At 73.3% G+C, this 19,585-nt stretch carries 16 protein-coding genes; 14 read left to right on the top strand and 2 right to left on the bottom strand.

The annotated features are described in order from the left end of the window. Positions 1-41 precede the first annotated feature (41 nt). Positions 42-917: a MerR family transcriptional regulator gene (locus tag ABH941_RS33520; protein WP_370133383.1), complete on the top strand. Its 876-nt coding sequence runs from the start codon at positions 42-44 to the stop codon at positions 915-917. Here ABH941_RS33520 and ABH941_RS33515 read toward each other — a convergent pair. Then, positions 896-1,930: a TAXI family TRAP transporter solute-binding subunit gene (locus tag ABH941_RS33515; protein WP_370133381.1), complete on the bottom strand. Its 1,035-nt coding sequence runs from the start codon at positions 1,928-1,930 to the stop codon at positions 896-898. The genes ABH941_RS33520 and ABH941_RS33515 overlap by 22 nt on opposite strands. A gap of 79 nt (positions 1,931-2,009) precedes the next feature. Between ABH941_RS33515 and miaB the strand changes: the two genes are divergently transcribed. Next, the gene (miaB, locus tag ABH941_RS33510; protein ID WP_370133380.1) at positions 2,010-3,497 is read left to right on the top strand and encodes a tRNA (N6-isopentenyl adenosine(37)-C2)-methylthiotransferase MiaB; all 1,488 of its coding nucleotides are present in this window, start codon (positions 2,010-2,012) and stop codon (positions 3,495-3,497) included. Positions 3,498-3,550: 53 nt separating this feature from the next. Further along, the gene (locus ABH941_RS33505; RefSeq protein ID WP_370133378.1) at positions 3,551-4,246 is read left to right on the top strand and encodes a class III extradiol dioxygenase subunit B-like domain-containing protein; all 696 of its coding nucleotides are present in this window, start codon (positions 3,551-3,553) and stop codon (positions 4,244-4,246) included. An 11-nt stretch (positions 4,247-4,257) separates the two neighbouring features. On the opposite strand, the gene ABH941_RS33500 is transcribed toward ABH941_RS33505, so the two are convergent. Further along, positions 4,258-4,518 (bottom strand): antitoxin, encoded by a 261-nt coding sequence (locus ABH941_RS33500; RefSeq protein WP_370133377.1) that lies wholly within the window; start codon positions 4,516-4,518, stop codon positions 4,258-4,260. Between the two features lie 141 nt (positions 4,519-4,659). Here ABH941_RS33500 and miaA point away from each other — a divergent pair, with 141 nt between their 5' ends. The 11 genes from miaA to ABH941_RS33445 all read left to right on the top strand — a co-directional run bounded on the left by miaA (position 4,660) and on the right by ABH941_RS33445 (position 19,566). Further along, on the top strand, positions 4,660-5,604 hold the full coding sequence (gene miaA / locus ABH941_RS33495; protein ID WP_370133376.1) for a tRNA (adenosine(37)-N6)-dimethylallyltransferase MiaA: 945 nt from the start codon (positions 4,660-4,662) through the stop codon (positions 5,602-5,604). Between the two features lie 300 nt (positions 5,605-5,904). After that, on the top strand, positions 5,905-6,396 hold the full coding sequence (locus ABH941_RS33490) for a hypothetical protein (protein ID WP_370133440.1): 492 nt from the start codon (positions 5,905-5,907) through the stop codon (positions 6,394-6,396). Between the two features lie 60 nt (positions 6,397-6,456). After that, positions 6,457-7,362 carry a diaminopimelate epimerase gene (dapF, locus tag ABH941_RS33485; RefSeq protein WP_370133375.1) on the top strand — a complete coding sequence of 302 codons (906 nt, stop codon included), beginning with the start codon at positions 6,457-6,459 and terminating at the stop codon, positions 7,360-7,362. Positions 7,363-7,561: 199 nt separating this feature from the next. Beyond that, positions 7,562-9,946, top strand: a complete 2,385-nt coding sequence (locus ABH941_RS33480) for a bifunctional (p)ppGpp synthetase/guanosine-3',5'-bis(diphosphate) 3'-pyrophosphohydrolase (RefSeq protein WP_370133373.1) — start codon at positions 7,562-7,564, stop codon at positions 9,944-9,946. 7 nt (positions 9,947-9,953) lie between these two features. Next, positions 9,954-11,513, top strand: a complete 1,560-nt coding sequence (gene hflX, locus ABH941_RS33475; RefSeq protein WP_370133372.1) for a GTPase HflX — start codon at positions 9,954-9,956, stop codon at positions 11,511-11,513. A gap of 225 nt (positions 11,514-11,738) precedes the next feature. Continuing rightward, complete coding sequence (locus ABH941_RS33470) at positions 11,739-13,151, top strand: diaminobutyrate--2-oxoglutarate transaminase family protein (protein WP_370133371.1); 1,413 nt, start codon at positions 11,739-11,741, stop codon at positions 13,149-13,151. After that, positions 13,148-14,662, top strand: coding sequence for an aspartate aminotransferase family protein (locus tag ABH941_RS33465; RefSeq protein WP_370133370.1), 1,515 nt, complete (start codon positions 13,148-13,150; stop codon positions 14,660-14,662). Before ABH941_RS33470 ends, ABH941_RS33465 begins: the two co-directional genes overlap by 4 nt. Continuing rightward, positions 14,659-16,533 carry an IucA/IucC family siderophore biosynthesis protein gene (locus tag ABH941_RS33460; RefSeq protein ID WP_370133369.1) on the top strand — a complete coding sequence of 625 codons (1,875 nt, stop codon included), beginning with the start codon at positions 14,659-14,661 and terminating at the stop codon, positions 16,531-16,533. Before ABH941_RS33465 ends, ABH941_RS33460 begins: the two co-directional genes overlap by 4 nt. Continuing rightward, entirely contained in the window at positions 16,530-17,249 is a 720-nt protein-coding gene (locus tag ABH941_RS33455) for a GNAT family N-acetyltransferase (RefSeq protein WP_370133368.1), read from the top strand. The genes ABH941_RS33460 and ABH941_RS33455 overlap by 4 nt, the downstream gene beginning before the upstream one ends. A gap of 46 nt (positions 17,250-17,295) precedes the next feature. After that, positions 17,296-18,711, top strand: coding sequence for a lysine N(6)-hydroxylase/L-ornithine N(5)-oxygenase family protein (locus ABH941_RS33450; RefSeq protein WP_370133367.1), 1,416 nt, complete (start codon positions 17,296-17,298; stop codon positions 18,709-18,711). Between the two features lie 6 nt (positions 18,712-18,717). Next, positions 18,718-19,566: a carbon-nitrogen hydrolase family protein gene (locus tag ABH941_RS33445; RefSeq protein WP_370133366.1), complete on the top strand. Its 849-nt coding sequence runs from the start codon at positions 18,718-18,720 to the stop codon at positions 19,564-19,566. Positions 19,567-19,585 lie beyond the last annotated feature (19 nt).

Below are 19,585 nucleotides of genomic sequence, written 5' to 3'. Positions count from 1 at the left end.
GCACCTTTGCGGGCCGCGCTGGGGGAGTGGAGGAGCACGACGTGACGACGGTGCCCAAGCGGCGCGCGGAGTACCGGATCGACGACCTGGCCAGGGCGGCGGGAACCACCGTCCGCAATGTGCGCGCGTACCAGGACCGCGGCCTGCTCCCCCCGGCGGACCGGCGCGGCCGCGCCAACGTCTACCAGCAGGAGCATCTGGAACGGCTGCGGCTGATCGCCCAGCTGCTGGACCGCGGGCACACCCTGGCCGGGATCAAGGAGCTCCTGGACGCCTGGGAGAGCGGACGCGGCCTGGGCGGCGTCCTCGGCCTGGTCGCCGAGGTCACCGCGCCCTGGACGGACGAGGCCGCCGAGCGGATCAGCCGGGAGGCGCTGGTGGCCTCCTTCCACGGGGTGGAGGACCACCAGGCGATAGCCGACGCGGTCCGGCTCGGCGTACTGGAGCCGGAACCGCCCCTGGTCGACCCGGCCGAGGCGGACCTGTTCCTGGTGCCCAGCCCCGGCCTGCTCGCCGTCGCGGTGGAGCTGCACGAGCTGGGCGTCCCGCTGCCCGCGATCGTCGCCCACCTGGAGGAACTGCGCGGCGACATCGACCATCTCGCGCGCCGTTTCGTCGAGTTCAGCGCCATCCATGTCTTCGTCCGCTACGCCGGACACCAGCTCGGCGACGCGGAGGCGGCCGAGGCCATCGGCACCGTACGCCGGCTGCGGCCGCTGGCGCAGTCGGTGGTGGACGCCGAGCTGGCTAGGGCGATGCGGGTGGAGGCCACCCGCCTGCTGGAGGCCGCGGTGAGCGGCCCGCTGCGGGAGATGGTGCAGCACGAACTCGGCGGCGGATCGGATGGCGCCGGGTCGGATGGCGCCGGGTCGGGTACAGCCGGGGCACAGACGGCTCAGGGCTTGGCCGACACGTAGTACCTGCGGGCGCCCTCGGCCAGCGGCAGCGGGTCGGTGTAGATCGCCGAGCGGATGTCCACCAGCTGCGCGGAGTGCACCTGCTTCCCGATCGAGTCCCTGCTGTCGATCATCGCCGCGGTCACCCGCTGCACCAGCCCCAGCGGGACGTCCGCCCTGGTCACCATGAGGTTGGCGACGGCGATGGTGGACACCGCCCGGTCCGGGACGGTGTTCTGGTAGGCGCTGGCCGGCATGGTCGAGCTGCGGTAGATCTGGCTGTTCCGCGCCTCCGGGTCCTCCTGGGAGGCCAGCGTGTCCAGCGCGGTTGCCAGGGTGCCCAGCGGCACCAGCCGGACGTGGAAGGTGTCGGTGAGATTGGCGACGCCGGAGGTGGGGATGCCGCCGGACCAGAAGAACGCGTCGATCCGGCCCTGGGAGAGCTGCATCGGCGCCTCGTTGATGCCCAGCGACACGGCGGTCAGATCCCCGTTGGCCGGGTCGAGGCCGGACACCCGGAAGATCCGCGAGGCGATCAGCGCCACCCCGGAGTTGACCTGGCCGATCGCCACCCTCTTGCCGCGCAGGTCGGCGACGGTCCTGATGGTCGAGGCCGTCGGCACCACCAGCTGGACGTAGTCGTCGTAGAGCCGTCCCATCGCCCGCAGCTCGCCGGCGTCGGCCCCGCGGTAGTGCGCCACCGCGTCCGCGGTCGCGATGCCGAAGTCGTCCCTTCCGCTCGCGATCCGGGCCAGGTTGTCCGGGCCGCCCGCCGACGGGTCGAGCCGCAGCTGCACCCCGGGCAGGTCCTGGTCCACTTTCGGCCTCAGCAGGTGCCCGTACTTCTCGTAGACACCTCCGCTGGCACCGGTCGCCATCCCGTACACGCCCCGGGGGTAGGCCACCCCGTTCGGTGCGACCAGCCAGTAGCCGAGCGCGGCGGAGGCCAGCGCCACCATCACGGTCAGCACCCGGACGGCGGGTGAGCGCACCCCTCGGGAGAGGAGGTCGTGGAGCCGCCAGGTATCCGCCATGCGGGTGATCCTGCCAGTCGTACCCCCCTTCGGGAAGCTCGGGATCTGGGCGCTCCGCCCTGCCCGTACCCTTGGGGGCGTGGGTACCGCAGAAGCTTCCAAGACCTATGAGATCCGCACGCACGGATGTCAGATGAACGTCCATGACTCCGAGCGGCTGGCCGGCCTGCTCGAGGACGCCGGCTATGCCAAGGCGCCCTCGGGCGACAGCGCCGACGTCGTGGTCTTCAACACCTGCGCGGTGCGTGAGAAGGCCGACAACCACCTCTACGGCAATCTGGGGCAGCTGGCCTCGGTCAAGGCGGTCCGGCCGGGGATGCAGATCGCCGTCGGCGGCTGCCTGGCGCAGAAGGACCGGGACACCATCGTCAAGCGCGCCCCCTGGGTCGACGTGGTCTTCGGCACCCACAACATCGGTCACCTGCCGGCGCTGCTGGAGCGCGCCCGGGTCCAGGAGGAGGCCCAGGTCGAGATCCTGGAGTCGCTGGAGGTCTTCCCCTCCACCCTGCCCACCCGGCGCGAGTCCGCCTACGCGGCCTGGGTGTCGATCTCGGTCGGCTGCAACAACACCTGCACCTTCTGCATCGTCCCGGCGCTGCGCGGCAAGGAGAAGGACCGTCGTACCGGCGACATCCTCGCCGAGGTCGAGGCGCTGGTCGCCGAGGGCGTGGTCGAGGTCACCCTGCTCGGGCAGAACGTCAACGCCTATGGGCAGGACATCGGCGACCGGCAGGCGTTCTCCAAGCTGCTGCGCGCCTGCGGCGGGATCGACGGCCTGGAGCGGGTCCGCTTCACCTCGCCGCACCCCAAGGACTTCACCGACGACGTGATCGCGGCCATGGCCGGGACGCCGAACGTGATGCACCAGCTGCACATGCCGCTGCAGTCCGGATCGGACGCCGTGCTGCGGGCCATGAAGCGGTCCTACCGGCAGGAGCGGTACCTCGGGATCATCGAGAAGGTCCGCGCGGCCATGCCCGACGCGGCCATCTCCACCGACATCATCGTGGGCTTCCCCGGCGAGACCGAGGAGGACTTCGAGCAGACCATGCACGTGGTCCGCGAGGCCCGGTTCGCCCAGGCGTTCACCTTCCAGTACTCCAAGCGGCCCGGCACCCCTGCCGCCGACATGGAGGCTCAGGTTCCCAAGGAGGTCGTCCAGGAGCGCTATCTGCGTCTGGTCGCGCTGCAGGAGGAGATCTCCTGGGAGGAGAACAAGAAGCAGGTCGGCAAGGTCCTGGAGGTCCTGGTCGCCGAGGGCGAGGGCCGCAAGGACCAGCACACCGACCGGCTCTCCGGCCGCGCGCCCGACAGCCGCCTGGTCCACTTCACCCGCCCCGCCGAGGGCGTCCGCCCCGGAGACGTCGTGCAGGTGGAGATCACCTACGCCGCTCCGCACCATCTGCTGGCCGAGGGCGCGCCGCTGTCGGTGCGGCGCACCCGTGCGGGTGACGCCTGGGAGAAGCGGCAGGCGGCTCCGCCCGCTCCCGCCGGGGTGATGCTGGGGCTGCCGTCGGTCGGCGTCCCGGCCCCGCTGCCGGTGGCCGAGGCCCCCAGCTGCCGCTGAGCGGGACCGGGAGGCGCTGCAGAGGCTCGACCGACGACGGTAGGGTCGGACCCATGCTGGTCGCCGCCGCCGTCTGCCCCTGCCCGCCGCTGCTGGTTCCCGAGGTCGCCTCGGGCGCCGCGCCCGAACTGGACGGTCTTCGCAGCGCCTGCGACACCGCCCTCGGCGCGGTGCTCGCCGCGGAGCCCGAGGTGGTCTGGGTGGTCGGGCCCGACGCCGAACACAGCAGCTTCGACGAGGGCAGCACCGGCTCCTTCCAGCCGTACGGGGTCGACGTCTCGGTGACGCTGGGCGACGGGGCCGCTCCGGAGGCTCTGCCCGCCTCCCTCACCGTGGGAGCCTGGCTGCTGCAGCGCGCGGGCTGGCACGGGCGGGCCCGCGGCCTGGCCGTGCCCGACTACCTGGAACCGGCGCTGTGCGCCGCGAACGGCGAGCGGCTGGCGCAGTCGGCCGACCGGGTGGGCCTACTGGTGGTCGGCGAGGGCAGCGCCCGACGCTCGCTGAAGGCCCCCGGCTACCTGGACGAGCGGGCCGAGGGCTTCGACGCGGTGGTCTCCCGCGGTCTGGCCACGGCGGACGCCCAGGGCGAGCTGTCCACGCTGGACGACGAACTGGCCTACGAACTGATGGCCTCGGGCCGGGCGCCCTGGCAGGTGCTCGCGGGCGCCGCGGCGGGTTCGCTCGACGCCGAGCTGCTCTACGAGGACGCCCCGTACGGCGTGGGCTACTTCGTCGCCGCCTGGACCTGATCCCGCTCGGATCAGGTGGCCGGCGGGTCCTCGCGCTCCACGGTCTCGCCCTGGACGGTCTTCGGTTCGTGGTGGACCTTGTCCAGGGCCTCCTTGGCCTTGTCCCGGCCCGTAGTGATCTTGTCGCTGTACTTGTGCTTGGTGGCCTTGTCGGCCATCTCGCCGACCTTGTCCAGGCCGGAGTCGATGGTCGAGTTGTGCTTCTCCGCGAACTCGGTGGCCTTCTCCTTGGCCTGGCCGAGCGCGCCCTTGAGAGTGTCCGAGAGACCCATGGTTGCTCCTGCGTAGCGGGGCCGGGGCGACTTGGTCCAGCAACTGGACAAAACACCCTTACTTAGGGCATACCGTACTGTCGATCGCGGCGTAGCGCAGCAGTGGGGCGGGTGCCTGCGTGCGTTTGGGAGACTGAAGGGGTGAACAGCCCCCGCGCCCCTCGTGTCATCGCCGTCGTCGGCGCCACCGCCGCAGGCAAGTCGGACCTCGGCGTGGCCCTGGCCAGAGAGCTCGGCGGCGAGGTGGTCAACACCGACTCCATGCAGCTGTACCGGGGCATGGACATCGGCACCGCGAAACTCACCGTCGAGGAGCGGCACGGCGTCCCGCACCACCTCCTGGACGTCTGGGACGTGACGGTCGCCGCCAGCGTCGCCGAGTACCAGCGGATGGCGCGGGCGACCATCGACGCGCTGCTCGCGCAGGGGCGTACACCGGTGCTGGTCGGAGGCTCGGGGCTGTATGTCCGCGCCGCCATCGACGAGCTGGAGTTCCCGGGTACCGATCCGCTGGTGCGGGCGCGACTGGAGCAGGAGCTGGACGAGGTGGGTCCGGGCGAACTGCATCGCAGGCTCGCCGGTCTCGACCCGCTCGCGGCGCAGGCCATCCTCCCCAGCAACGGGCGGCGCATCGTCCGGGCGCTCGAGGTCGTGGAGATCACCGGGAAGCCCTTCACCGCCAGTCTGCCGGGCCACGACTCGGTCTACGACGCGGTCCAGATCGGTGTGCTGGTGCCGCGGCCCGAGCTGGACCGGCGGATCGCCCTGCGGGTCGACCGGATGTGGGAGGCCGGACTCGTCGCCGAGGTGGAGAAGCTGTCGGCGGTCGGGCTGCGCGAGGGCCGCACCGCCTCCAGGGCCCTCGGCTACCAGCAGGCCCTGGCCCAGCTGGACGGGGACTGCGGCGAGCAGGAGGCCCGCGAGGAGACGGTACGGGCCACCAAACGGTTCGCGCGCCGGCAGGAGTCCTGGTTCCGCCGGGACCCCCGGGTGCACTGGCTCGGCCGGGAGGACTCCGCCGACGAGTCGGACCTGTTGCGGCGTTCGCTGGCGCTGGTGGCCGGAGACCGAACGGTCGCCCCCTGACGCTCGGTGTCTGGCAGTCGGTGCCTGACGCTCGGCGACTGACAGCCACCGCACAGCGAGAGTCGCTGCCCAGAGGCGTGACGGCTCGCCAAAGTGCGCCCCCGGCGCACATCCGGGTGTACGCGTGGAGCCTTGCGGGGGCGGGCGGTTACGGGCTGATCACGTCATGGCCACGGATCACCGATCCGGCCCGAGAGAGCGTGGTCGCGCGGGGCCCGCGTGCCATCATCGAGCTCTGAGGGAGACATTCCGCCGTCGTGGATCACCACCGGCACCAATCGCCAGGGAGGCCGCGTGTCGATGGATACCGGCCCCGAAACGCATCGTCTGCCCGACGACCCCTTCGGCCTCGACGGATCGCCCGAGCCGCATCCGGCGCTGATCGACCTGTCCAAGCGCCCCCAGTCGGAACTGACGCCGCTTCCGCCGGCCGACAGCTTCGCCGAGGCGGCGCTCGAAGGCCGGGAGCTGCGACCCGCAGGTCTGCTCCGGCTCTGGCAGATCATCCCCATCGCCACCCTGGCCATCTTCGGTTCGCTGCTGTTCGCCTTCCCGCTCGCCTTCCAGTCGGGGGACGCCGGTCGGTTCGTGGGCATGCTGGGACTGCTGCTGACCACCGCCTCGGCCGGATGGGGCGGCATGGCCGCCCGCCGGGCCGGCTATGCCTGGCCGGGGCTGCCCCGGCAGGGTTCGGGACGCCGGGCCGGCTGGCGCGCCCTGCTCGCCTACGCGGCGCTGGTGGTGCTGGCGCTGGCGCTGGGCTGGTGGCGGGTCGCCCGCATCGGAGCCTGAGCCGGAGTCCTGAACGGGCGTCCTGAACAGGAGTCCCGCACTCGGCCCTACGATGGAGGGGTGAGTGAGATCTTGAACGACGTGCGACTCCTGCAGGGCCTCAGGTTCCTCAAGGGGCACGGAACGGAGAACGACTTCGTCATCCTGCCCGATCCGGACGGCGCGCTGGACCTGCCGCCCGCCCTGGTCGCCCGGCTGTGCGACCGGCGCGCCGGGATCGGCGCGGACGGCGTGCTGCGGGTCGTGCGCTCGTCCGCCCATCCCGAGGCGCTGTCGATGGCCGCCGAGGCGGAGTGGTTCATGGACTACCGCAACGCCGACGGCAGCATCGCCGAGATGTGCGGCAACGGCGTCCGGGTCTTCGCCCGCTACCTGGTACTGGCCGGGCTGGCCAAGGGCGGCGACCTGGCGGTGGCCACCCGGGCGGGCGTCCGGCAGGTCCATGTCGCGGCCGACCGCCCCGGGCTGCCGGGCGAGGTCACCGTGCAGATGGGACGGGCCGAACTGCCGGGCCCCGACGCCATCGTGGTGACGGTGGGGGAGCGCAGCTGGCCGGCGCTCAACGTCAACATGGGCAATCCGCACGCGGTGGCCTTCGTGGACGACCTCGCCCAGGCCGGCGACCTGTACGCGGCGCCGGCCGTCGCACCCGCCTCGGCCTACCCGACCGGTGTGAACGTGGAGTTCGTGGTGGACCGCGGACCCCGCCATGTCGCCATGCGGGTGCATGAGCGCGGCTCCGGCGAGACCCGCTCCTGCGGCACCGGGACCTGCGCGGTCGCGGTCGCCGCGGCCCGCCGGGACGGCGCCGACCCGGCGCTGACCGGGAAGCCGGTGACATACACCGTGGACGTGCCCGGCGGTCGGCTGGTGATCACCGAACGGACGGACGGCGTCGTCGAGATGACCGGGCCCGCGGTGATCCTCGCGGAGGGCGAGCTGTCCGCGGACTGGCTGCGGTCCTGAGGTTTCTGACGCTGCGGTTTCTGACGCTGCGAAGTTTTCGCGCAACCTTGGAGCCTTGCCATTTCCGCGCCGGTTCAAATCCCCCGAACGGGTGATCAAGGTGACGTTGGGAACACGCGGCATGGCTGCGCGTGTTGCAATCGCTAGCATGGACCATCGGGGTGCCGAGCCGCTCCGGTGATCGCTGCCGGAGGTGTGCATGAACGTCGATGCCGGTGATCTCCCAGCCGTTCCCCTGGGCGGTCGCAGAACCGTCTCTCCACCGAGCCAGGGCGGCGAGGCCGCCAGCGGTGGCCTGCGCCGGGCCAGGGCGCGTTCCGGACTGGGCCGGGCCGGATTCGCCGCGCTGCTCGTCGGCGGCGGGCGGCCGCAGTTCCCCGACGCGCTGGAGCCCGTGCTGCGGGCGCACCGGTCGCACCATCCCCAGGCCGACTTCGCCCTGCTCGACCGGGCCTACCAGCTCGCCGAGGCATCCCACCGCGGCCAGACCCGCAAGAGCGGCGAGCCGTACATCACCCACCCGCTCGCCGTCACCATGATCCTGGCCCAACTCGGCGCCGAGACCACGACCCTGGTCGCCTCACTGCTCCACGACACGGTCGAGGACACGGCGGTGACGCTCGATCAGGTCAGGGAGGGCTTCGGCCAGGAGGTCGCCTACCTGGTCGACGGCGTCACCAAGCTGGAGAAGGTCGACTTCGGCGCCGCCGCCGAGGCGGAGACCTTCCGCAAGATGCTGCTGGCCACCGGCGAGGACGTCCGGGTGATGGTCATCAAGCTGGCCGACCGGCTCCACAACATGCGCACCATCCGGCATATGAAGCCGGCCAGCCGGATCAGGATCGCCAAGGTCACCAGGGACGTGCTGATCCCGCTGGCGGAGCGGCTCGGCATCCAGGTCGTCAAGACCGAGTTGGAGGACATCGTCCTCGCCACCCTGCACCCTGAGGAGTACGCGGAGACCCGTGCGCTGATCTCCGCCAGGGAGGCCGCCCAGCAGGAGGGGATCGACCCGCTGGCGGAGTTCGCCGGCGCGCTGCGCCGCCAGCTGCGCGAGGCCAGGGTGCAGGCGGAGGTGACGGTACGCCCCCGGCACGCCGTCTCGGTGCACCGCAGCCGGCTGCGCCGGGGCGAGCTCGCGCCCTGCGACTTCGCCCGGGTCCTGGTGGTCGTGGAGGAGAACGCCGACTGCTACGCCGTCCTCGGCGAGCTGCACACCTGCTGGTCCCCGCTGCCGGGGGAGTTCAAGGACTTCATCGCGGCGCCCAAGTTCAACCTCTACCAGTCGCTGCACACGGCCGTCGCCACCGCGCCCGGCGGGGCCGGCGAGGACGTCGTCGAGGTGCTGGTGCGCACCGCGAGGATGCACCAGGTCGCCGAGTTCGGCGTGGTGGCCCTGAGCAGCCCGGGGGCCCGCGCGGACGAGGCGCACGCCGAGGAGGCGGCCGCCGGCCGGGACGAGCTGGACCGTACCGACCCGGCCCGGCCGGGCTGGCTCAGCCGGCTGCTGGAGTGGCAGCGGGAGACGCCGGACGCGGACACCTTCTGGTCCGCCCTCACCGCCGACCTCTCCGGCGACGGCGAGCTCACGGTCGTCACCGAGGACGGTCGCACACTGCACCTGCCGGTCGGCTCCAGCTGCGTGGACGCGGCCTATGCACTCGGCGAGGAGGTCGGCCACCGATGTATCGGGGTGCGGCTCGGCGGCAGGCTCGCCGCACTCTCCACCGAGCTGCACGACGGCGACGTCGTGGACGTGCTGACCGAGGACGCCCCCGTCGGGGCCGGGGAGCCGGGCGGCCCCGCCCCGGAGTGGCTGGCGCACGCGCGGACGGCGTCCGCGCGGATCGCCATCGAGCGCTGGCTCGCCGAGCATCCCCAGCCGGTCCAGGATGCGCCCGGGGCCGCCGAGACGGAGGCGGGGGTAGGGGCGGGAGCGGAGCGGGTCGGCACAGAGCCTTCGTCCGTCCCGGGCCGGGACGTCCGGGACCGGGCCCTGGTGATCGCCGCGGGCCGGCCCGGCGCCTCGGTACGGCTGGCCCGGTGCTGCACCCCGGTCCCGCCCGACCCGCTGCTCGGCTTCGCGGTCAAGGGCGGGATCGCGGTGCACCGCAGCGGTTGTCCGACCGGCAGCGGCATGGCCGGCGGCGGCCGCGCTCCGGTCGAGGTGGCCTGGGCGCACGACGCCCTGGGGCAGGACGCCGCGCCGGTCGGCTACATGGTCACCGTCCAGGCCGACGCCCTCGGCAGGCCGCGGCTGCTGGCCGACCTCACCGCGGCGATCTCCGCCGTCGGCGCCGACATCGTCTCGGCGTCCGTGGAGCCGCCCCAGGAGCTCCGGGTGCGGCACCGCTACACGGTCGAGCTGCCGGACGCCGGGCTGCTGCCGGGGCTGATGAAAGCGATGCTCCGGGTGGCCGGGGTCTACGACGTCTATCGGGCGGTCCCGCAGACGGCAAATCCGGATGACGGTCCAGGAGAGGGCGTGCGACCATCGTCGTCGTCGGGAATCCGCAGCAGTGCTGGAGCGTTGTCCGACGAGGAGGCGGTTCTCCCGCTTCCTGGACCTGATCCCTTCCGCTAAGGATGCAATGACCTCCACGTACGAAACCCGCGACGCCGCCACCGAGCAGGACCCCCAGCAGGACCCCCGGCGGACTCCTCCGCAGGACCGGGCCACCCGCCGGGCGGACGCACTGATGGACGAGGACCTCGCGGGATTCGACGAGGCCCTCGGCGGCGCAGGCCGCGGCAACGACTACGACGGCGACCAGTTCGAACGCAGCGACCGGGCCTCGCTGCGCCGGGTGTCCGGGCTCTCCACCGAGCTCCAGGACGTCACCGAGGTCGAGTACCGCCAGCTCCGCCTGGAGCGGGTGGTCCTGGTCGGCGTCTGGACCGACGGCACGGTGGAGGAGGCGGAGAACTCCCTCGCGGAGCTGGCCGCGCTCGCCGAGACGGCCGGTTCCGAGGTCCTCGACGGCGTGATCCAGCGCCGTGACCGGCCCGACCCGGCCACCTACATCGGCTCCGGCAAGGCCCGTGAGCTGCGTGAGATCGTCGAGGCCACCGGTGCCGACACCGTGGTCTGCGACGGTGAGCTCAGCCCGGGCCAGCTGATCCACCTGGAGGACGTGGTCAAGGTCAAGGTGGTCGACCGCACCGCCCTGATCCTGGACATCTTCGCCCAGCACGCCAAGTCCCGTGAGGGCAAGGCCCAGGTCTCGCTCGCGCAGATGCAGTACATGCTGCCGCGGCTGCGCGGCTGGGGCGCCTCGCTCTCCCGGCAGATGGGTGGTGGCGGCGGCTCCTCGGCCGGCGGCGGTGGCGGTATGGCCACCCGCGGTCCCGGTGAGACCAAGATCGAAACGGACCGGCGACGGATCCGCGAGAAGATGGCGAAGCTCCGCAGGGAGATCGCCGACATGAAGAAGGGCCGCGACACCAAGCGGCAGGAGCGGCGCCGCCACCAGGTCCCCTCGGTGGCCATCGCCGGGTACACCAACGCGGGCAAGTCCTCGCTGCTCAACCGGCTGACCGGGGCCGGGGTGCTGGTCGAGAACTCGCTGTTCGCGACGCTGGACCCGACGGTGCGCCGGGCCGAGACGCCGGGCGGCCGGGTCTACACCCTGGCCGACACGGTCGGATTTGTCCGGCACCTGCCGCACCACCTGGTCGAGGCCTTCCGCTCCACCATGGAGGAGGTCGGCGACGCCGACCTGATCCTGCACGTGGTGGACGGCTCGCACCCCGAGCCGGAGTCCCAGCTGGCCGCGGTACGCCAGGTCATCGTCGAGGTGGACGCCCAGAGCGTCCCCGAGATCGTCGTGATCAACAAGGCGGACGCGGCGGACCCCGAGGTACTGGCCCGGCTGCTGCGCCGCGAGCGGCACGCGATCGTGGTCTCCGCCCGCACCGGTGAGGGCATCGAGGAACTGCTGCGGCTGATCGAGGACCAGCTGCCGCGGCCCGCGGTCGAGGTGACCACGCTGGTCCCCTACACCAGGGGCGACCTGGTGTCCCGGGTGCACCGGGACGGCGAGGTGCTCTCCGAGGAGCACACCGGCGAGGGCACCCTGCTCAAGGCCCGGGTGCTGCCGGACCTGGCGGCCGAGCTGGAGCGCTACAGCCTGGCCGGCCAGGCGAGCTGACCCGGGCCTCAGGCGTCTTGCGAAGGGCGGCCGCTCCCCACGGGGAGCGGCCGCCCTTCGCTGTGTCGGGCGGATTCGTGATCGCGCGTGATTGGGAGGGTCCTGGCTCGTTAGACCAAAGGGGCGTCACCCGAGGGGGTGCCCATCCCAGTGCGCGGTGCGGTCCCTCCGGGGGCGGCTCCGAGCCCTGCGGACCGCCCTGACCAGCCAGGAGGAACCGAGGCCGTGCCGCCGACCGTCCTGCCACCAGCCGCTGCCGCGTCCGCCGTCGATCCCGAGGCGATCCTCGGCCGCCAGGCCGCCCGCGAGTCCGCAGCCCGTACCTACGCCCGCTCACTGCCGATCGTTCCGGTGCGGGCGCGCGGTATGACGGTCGAGGGCGCGGACGGCAGACGCTACCTGGACTGCCTCTCCGGAGCCGGGAGCCTCGCCCTGGGCCACAACCACCCGGTGGCGCTGCAGGCGATCCGCGAGGTGCTCGACTCCGGGGCCCCGCTGCACGTGCTGGACCTGGCGACCCCGGTCAAGGACGAGTTCACCACCGAGCTCTTCGCCTCGCTGCCGGAGGAGTTCGCCCGCGACGCCAGGATCCAGTTCTGCGGCCCGGCCGGTACCGACGCCGTCGAGGCGGCGCTGAAACTGGTCCGCACCGCCACCGGGCGCAGCGGCCTGCTCGCCTTCACCGGGGCCTACCACGGCATGACCGCGGGGGCGCTGGCCGCGGGCGGCGACAGCACCGCCGGTACCGGGCCCGGCGGTTCTGTGGGCCGGCCGGTACGGCTGCCGTTCCCCTACGACTACCGCTGCCCGTTCGGGCTGGGCGGCCCGGAGGCCGCCCGGATCGCCGCATGCTGGACCGAATCCCTGCTGGCCGACCCCAAGGGCGGGGTGGAGCCGGCCGCCGGGATGATCGTCGAACCGGTCCAGGGGGAGGGCGGCGTCGTTCCCGCCCCCGACGCCTGGCTGCGCGAGATGCGCCGGATCACCGCGGCGCACGGTATCCCGCTGATCGTCGACGAGGTGCAGACCGGCGTCGGCAGGACCGGGGCCTTCTGGGCCGTGCAGCACTCGGGCGTCCTCCCCGACGTCATGGTGCTGTCCAAGGCGATCGGCGGCAGCCTGCCGCTGGCCGCCATCGTCTACCGGGGCGAGCTCGACGTCTGGGCGCCCGGCGCGCACGCGGGCACCTTCCGGGGCAACCAGCTCGCCATGGCCGCCGGGGCCGCAACGCTTCGCTTCGTCCGCGCGGAGCGGCTGGCGGAGCGGGCGGCCGCCCTCGGCGAGCGGATGCTCGCCCGGCTGCGTGCGCTGCACTGCCTGCTGCCGGCCATGGGGGACGTGCGGGGACGTGGCCTGATGCTGGGTGTGGAGATCGTCGATCCGCAGGCGGACGCCGATGCGCTGGGCGCGCGTCCGGCCGCACCCGAGCTTGCCGCGGCGGTGCGGCAGGAGGCGCTGCAGCGCGGGCTGATCGTGGAGCTGGGCGGCCGCCACCACAGCGTGGTGCGGCTGCTGCCACCGCTGACCATGACCGACGAGCAGTCGGAAGCCGTGCTGGAACGCCTCGGAGAGGCCGTCCATGCCGCCTCCGCGGCGCACCGGACGGTGCCCGCAGCCCGGGCGGGAGAGTGCGGGTGATCGCGCCGGGTACGCCGGACCCGCTGCCGGGAGCCGCACTGGCCGGCGGGGTCGCGGGCCCGGACGCGCTGGAGCCGCTGGTCTCCGAGGCGCTCGCGGCGCTGCGCCAGGGCGCCGGACATCGGGGCGGTCCGCTGCCGCCGGGCGGCCCTGCGGCCGTGGCGGACGGGATGCGGGCGCTGCTGGAGCCGTCGGAACTGTTTCCGGAGCAGGGCGACCCGTCCGCGCTGGGCAGGCTGGTCGAAGCACTGGCCGCCACCGCGGCCGATCCGGCCGACCCCGCCTGCGCTGCCCATCTGCATGTGCCGCCGCTGGCCGTCGCCGTCGCGGCGGAGCTGGCGACCGCCGCGGTCAACCCCTCGCTGGACTCCTGGGACCAGGCCCCCGGCAGCACCTCGGTGGAGCTCGCGGTGATCCGCGTGCTGGCCGGGCTGGTCGGCCTGCCCCGGCCCGAAGCCGCGGCCGGCGTCCTCACCAGCGGAGGCACCGAGTCCAATCTGATGGCGCTGCTGCTGGCCCGCGACTCCTTCCCGCGTGAGCAGTTCACCTCGGGACGGCTCACCGTCCACTGCTCGCAGGCCGCCCACTTCTCCATCGCCCGGGGTGCCGCGCTGCTGGGTCTGGACCGGGACGCCGTCGTCCCGGTCCAGACCGGGCCCGACGGCCGGATGGATCCCCGAGTGCTGGACTGGGCGCTCACCGACGCCCGGGCCGCCGGACGGGTGCCGATGTGCGTGGTCGCCACGGCCGGGACCACCGACCTAGGCGCCGTCGATCCGCTCCCCGCGGTCGCGGCCGTCGCCCGCCGGCACCGGGTGCGGCTGCACGTCGACGCCGCCTACGGGGGCGGCGCGCTGTTCTCGCGGCGCCTGGCACCGCTGCTGGACGGCCTGGGGGAGGCCGACACCATCGGCCTGGACCTGCACAAACTCGGCTGGCAGCCGATCGCGGCCGGGGTGCTGCTGGTCCGCGAGGCGGCGATGTTCGCCCCGCTGGAGCAGCGTGCCGCCTATCTCAATCCGGAGGACGACGAGGAGGCGGGCTACACCTCGCTGCTCGGACGTTCGCTGCGGACCACCCGCAGGGTGGACGCCTTCAAGATCGCCGTTACCCTGCGCACCCTCGGGCGGGCCGGCCTCGGCGCCCTGGTGGACCGCTGCCACGACCTCGCCGGGTACGCGGCGCAGCGGATCGCCGCCGAACCGCGGCTGGAACTGACCGTCGAACCCGTGCTCACCACCGTGCTGTTCCGGTATCTGCCGTCGCAGGGCATTGCGGGCCCGGTGGTGGCGGACCGGGTGAACGCCGCGCTGAGACGGCGACTGCTCGAACAGGGGAGCGCCGTCGTGGGCCGTACCGAACTCGGGCGCGGGCCGGGCTCGGTGCGGCTGAAGCTCACCCTGCTGAATCCCCGCACCACCACGGCGGACCTCGACCGCCTGATCGCACTCGTCCTCGCCGCAGGCGCCGCAGCCGAGGACGCCATCGAACAACCGGAGACCAACACATGAGCACTGCTGCCCGTGGCGGGGTTCCCACGCAGGGCCAGCCTGGACCGCTCCCGGCCGTGGCCGACCCCGACCCGCTGCTGCATCCGGACCCGGCGGTGGCCGCCGACTGCGCGGCCACCGAGAGCCTGCTGCGCTGCTGGGTGCGGGAGAGCGGCATCACCGATCCGCCGGGCAGCCTGCTCACCGTGGCCCTCGGTGACGGACTGCACCTGGTGATCCCGGTCCGCTACTGGTCGCCCTGCGGCTGGCACCGCTTCGGCCGTGCCGCTCTGGTCGCCGGAGCCGGCGAGTACGAAGGCGGCCACCCGGTCGACGCGGTCACCGTCGCCGCGCTGCTGGCCCGAGGCGGTTCCGGCGGCGAACCCGTCGCGCCGCGCCATGTCGCGGACCTCGCCGGGCGCGTCGTCGACTCGGTCCGGCGCACCGCCGCGTTCATCACCGAGCACCGGCGGGCGCCGGAGCCGCCGCCCGGTACCAGCCCGTTCCTGGACGGCGAACAGGCGCTGCTGCTGGGGCATCCGTGCCATCCCACCCCCAAGAGCCGCGAGGGTCTCGGAGAGTCCGAGGCAGCCGCCTACTCGCCCGAACTGCGCGGTGCGCACCGGCTGCACTGGTTCGCCGTCGACCAGGACCTGGCCGCCTCGGACTCCGCGCTCCATTCCCCGGCCGCGGCCATCACCGCCGCGCTGCGCGGGCCCGATGCCGGACCGCTTCCGTCCGGAACCGTGGCCCTTCCCCTGCATCCCTGGCAGGCCCGGGAACTGACGCACCGACAGGACGTCCACCGATTGTTCGGCGAGGGGCGGCTGCACGACCTGGGCCTGGCCGGACCGCTCTGGTACCCCACCTCCTCCGTGCGGACGGTCCACCGGCCCGGCGCCCCGTTCATGCTGAAGCTGTCGTTGGGGCTGCGGATCACCAACTCCCGCCGGGAGAACCTGCGCAAGGAACTGCACCGGGGCGTGGAGGTGCACCGGTTGCTTGCCGGCGGACTCGGCCAGGAGTGGCAGGCCGCCCACCCGGGGTTCGACATCGTCCGCGACCCGGCCTGGATCGGTGCCGACCTGTCGGCCGGAGTCGGCACGGCTGCCGCCGGCGGCCTGGACACCGTGATCCGGCAGAACCCCTTCGGCCCCGAGGACCGGGTCCTCTGCGTGGCCGGCCTGGTCGCCGAGCGCCCGAGCCGCACCGAGGGCGGCGTCCCGGCCGGCTCCCGGCTGAGCGACCTGCTGCACCGGCTCGCGGCCCGTACCCGGCGCCCGACCGCGACCGTGGCCACCGAGTGGTTCCTGCGTTACCTCGACGTCGTCGTACTCCCGCTGCTCTGGCTGGACGGACAGGCCGGGATCGCCCTGGAGGCGCACCAGCAGAACAGCCTGGTCCTGCTGGACGCCCACGGCTGGCCGGTCGGCGGCCGCTACCGGGACAACCAGGGCTACTACTTCCGTGATTCGTGTGCCGCAGCCCTGGACGCCAGGCTGCCCGGGATCGGCAGACGGAGCGACACCTTCGTCCCGGACGCGGTGGCCGACGAGCGCTTCGCCTACTACCTCGGCATCAACCATCTGCTGGGCCTGGTCGGGGCGTTCGGCTCGCAGCGGCTCGCGGACGAACGCGTGCTGCTGGCCGCACTGCGCAGGTTCCTCACCGGATCCGCCGCGGCCGCCACCGGGTCCACCCTGCCTGCCCTGCTGCTCGACGCGCCCACCCTGCGCTGCAAGGCCAATCTGCGCACCCGGCTGAACGGACTGGACGAACTGGTCGGCCCGGTCGAGACGCAGTCGGTCTACGTCACCATCGACAACCCCCTGGCGGAGGTGACCGCGACCGCGGCCGTCACCGCCGCACACGCCCCTGGGGCCGCCCGGTGAACCGGCCGCCGATTCCCGGGCCCGGATCAGGGTCGGGGTCGTGGCCCGGACACCCGGTGCCGCCGTACCAGGTGCTCAACCCGCACCACCTCCGAACGTCCCGAGCCCCCGTCCCGGCGCAGGCCGCGGCACGCCCGACCCGGCCCCGGCTGCCCGCCGCCGACCTGCTCGACGGGGTCAGCCGCTGGGGCGTGATGGACACCCCGGTCGGCCAGTTCCGGCTGCACCCGGTACGGCTGCCACGGGACCTGGCCCTGGTCGCCGCCTGGATGAACGATCCGGTGGTCGCCGCCTTCTGGGAACTCTCCGGGCCGACAGAACTGACGGAGCAGCACCTCAGGACGCAGCTCGACGGCGACGGCCGCAGCGCGCCCTGCCTCGGACTGCTGGACGGCACCCCGATGAGCTACTGGGAGCTCTACCGGGCCGATCTGGACCCGATCGCCCGGCACTACCCGTCCCGGCCGCATGACACCGGGCTGCATCTGCTGCTCGGGCCGCCGGAGTGCCGGGGCCGCGGATTCGGCCCCCGGCTTCTCCGGGCCGTCGCCGAACGCGCCCTGAGGGAGCGTCACTCGGCGGGACGGGTGGTGGCCGAACCCGATGTGCGCAACATCCCCTCGGTGCGGGCCTTCCTCAGAGCGGGCTTCCGCTACGAGCAGGACCTCGACCTGCCCGCCAAGCGGGCCGCCCTGATGGTCCGCGACCGCCTCTGACCGTTCGTCACCAACCCCATTCCCCCTGACCGAAAGCACCTCCGCCGTGGACACCACCACCGACGCCCGCAGCGCCGCGCCCTACGACCTGGTGGGCGTCGGCCTGGGGCCGTTCAACCTCTCCCTGGCCGCCCTCGCCGACGGCGTCGCCGACCTCCGGACCCTGTTCCTTGACGCCAAGGCCGAGTTCAGCTGGCACCCAGGCCTGATGGTCGAAGGGGCGACCATGCAGGTGCCCTTCCTCGCCGACCTGGTCTCCCTGGTCGATCCCACCAGCCCCTGGACCTTCCTCGCCTACCTGCGCGAGCACGACCGGCTGTTCCCCTTCTACTTCGCGGAGCGGTCCCATCTGAGCCGCCGCGAGTACGAGCACTACTGCCGGTGGGCCGCCGCGCGCCTGCCCAACTGCCGCTTCTCCAGCCCGGTCCACGCCGTCGCCTGGGACGCGCGCACCCGGCTTTTCCGGATCGGGCTGCCGGACGGCGAGGCGGTCGCCGCCCGCAACATCGTCCTCGGCATCGGCACCGAGCCGGTCGTTCCGGCGGCCTTCGCGGAGCTTCACGCGGCGGGCGCGGTGCACCACGCCGAGGACTACCTCACCGTCCGCGACACGCTGGCGGACAGTACGGACGTCACCGTCGTCGGCTCCGGCCAGTCCGGCGCCGAGGTCTTCCTGGACCTGCTCCGCAGCCGCGGCCACGCGCCCGGCCGACAGCTGCGCTGGCTCACCCGTACCCGGGCCATCGCCCCGATGGAGTACTCGAAACTCGGCCTGGAGCACTTCACCCCCGACTACACCCGGTACTTCCACGGCCTGCCGTCCCACACCAAGGACGCCCTGGTGCCCGCCCAGTGGCAGCTCTACAAGGCGGCCAGCGCCGAGACCCTCGCCGACATCCACTCCGCCCTCTACGACCGCACACTCGGCGCGGCCGCCGCCGACGTGGAGATCCTGCCCGGAACCGAGGTCGAGGCCGCCCGACGCGGTTCCTGCGGCGGCCTGGAGCTGCACTGCCGGCACCTGCAGACCGGTATCACCTACACCCGTCGCACCGGCGCGGTGATCCTGGCCACCGGCCATGCCTCGCGCCACCCCGCCCTGCTGGACCCGCTGGGCGAGCTGGTCATCCGGGACGACCAGGGACGGCTGGTAGTGGATCTGGAGCACCGGGTCGGCCTGGACGACGACGTCACCGGCGGGATCTACGTCCAGAACGCGGAACTGCACACCCACGGGGTGGGTACGCCCGACCTCGGCCTCGGCGCCCACCGGGCCGCCACCATCCTCAACGCCGTCGCCGGTCGCCCCGTCCACCGCCTGCCGCCCCGCACCGCCTGGACCACCTTCGGCGTGCCCCGGCCCGGTGCGCCCGCTTCCGAGCCCACGCCCGCTTCCGCATCTGTGCCCGCGCCCCGGAGCGCCCCCGGGTCCGGCCGGCTGCCGCAGCGCTCGGTACGCTGACCATCCATGGACCAGCACCCCGCCGCCGGCCTGACCGTCGCGGCAGGCCAGGCCGCCTGCGCGGCCCTCGATGTCGCCGCCAACACCGCCACCGCCGTGGATCTGCTGCACCGGGCCGCCGACCAGGGCGCACGACTCCTGGTGCTCCCCGAACTGTGGCTCACCGGCTACGAGTTGCCGGACATCGCGGCCGACCCGGACGGCCGCACCATCGCCCCGGACGACCCGCGCCTTGACCCGCTGGCCGCGGCCTGCGCCGACACCGGCACCGCGGTCGTCGTCGGCGCGCCGACCCGGGCTCCCGACTCCGGCGAGCTGCGGATCTCCGCCCTCGTGATCGACGGCAGCGGACAGCGGGTCGCCCGGTACGACAAGCAGCATGTCACCCCCAGGGAGCGTGCCAACGGGTTCACTTCCGGCGCCGGCGGCTGCACGCTCGACGTGGACGGCTGGCGTCTCGGCCTGGGCATCTGCTGGGACCTCGGCTTTCCCGAGCACGCCCGCGCCGCCGCCCTGGACGGCTGCCACGGTTACCTGGTCGGGGCCATGCTCGGCCGGGGCAGCGGGGCCAGGGAGCGCGCCGTCCGGCTCCCCGCCAGGGCCCTCGACAACACCTCCTACATGCTGCTGGCCAACCACAGCGGACCGTCCGGCCCCTACCTGGGCTGCGGCGGCAGCGCCGGCTGGAACCCCGACGGGACCCTGCAGAGCGACGCCGGCGAGGCCGACCCGGGCATCGCCGTCGCCTTCCTCGACCCGGACGCACTGGCGGCGGCCCGGGCCGAGGAGCCGGTCCTGGTCGACCCCTCGCTGCGTGCCGCGACCGGCCCGCGGCTCCACACCACCCTGCGCTGATGGCCGCCTGTCAGTGCCG

The sequence above is a fragment of the Streptacidiphilus sp. EB103A genome, from assembly GCF_041261405.1.
Classification (GTDB): domain Bacteria; phylum Actinomycetota; class Actinomycetes; order Streptomycetales; family Streptomycetaceae; genus Streptacidiphilus.
The sequence above is the reverse complement of the archived record's forward strand: the minus strand, read 5'-3'. Positions and strand labels throughout refer to the sequence as shown.

Excerpts from the sequence above, each read along its gene's own strand:
- ABH941_RS33490 (WP_370133440.1), top strand. The coding sequence starts at position 5,905 with ATGGATACCGGCCCCGAAACGCATCGTCTGCCCGACGACCCCTTCGGC.
- ABH941_RS33460 (WP_370133369.1), top strand. The coding sequence starts at position 14,659 with ATGAGCACTGCTGCCCGTGGCGGGGTTCCCACGCAGGGCCAGCCTGGA.
- hflX (WP_370133372.1), top strand. The coding sequence starts at position 9,954 with ATGACCTCCACGTACGAAACCCGCGACGCCGCCACCGAGCAGGACCCC.
- ABH941_RS33445 (WP_370133366.1), top strand. The coding sequence starts at position 18,718 with ATGGACCAGCACCCCGCCGCCGGCCTGACCGTCGCGGCAGGCCAGGCC.
- ABH941_RS33505 (WP_370133378.1), top strand. The coding sequence starts at position 3,551 with ATGCTGGTCGCCGCCGCCGTCTGCCCCTGCCCGCCGCTGCTGGTTCCC.
- ABH941_RS33515 (WP_370133381.1), bottom strand. The coding sequence starts at position 1,930 with ATGGCGGATACCTGGCGGCTCCACGACCTCCTCTCCCGAGGGGTGCGC.
- ABH941_RS33500 (WP_370133377.1), bottom strand. The coding sequence starts at position 4,518 with ATGGGTCTCTCGGACACTCTCAAGGGCGCGCTCGGCCAGGCCAAGGAG.
- ABH941_RS33480 (WP_370133373.1), top strand. The coding sequence starts at position 7,562 with ATGAACGTCGATGCCGGTGATCTCCCAGCCGTTCCCCTGGGCGGTCGC.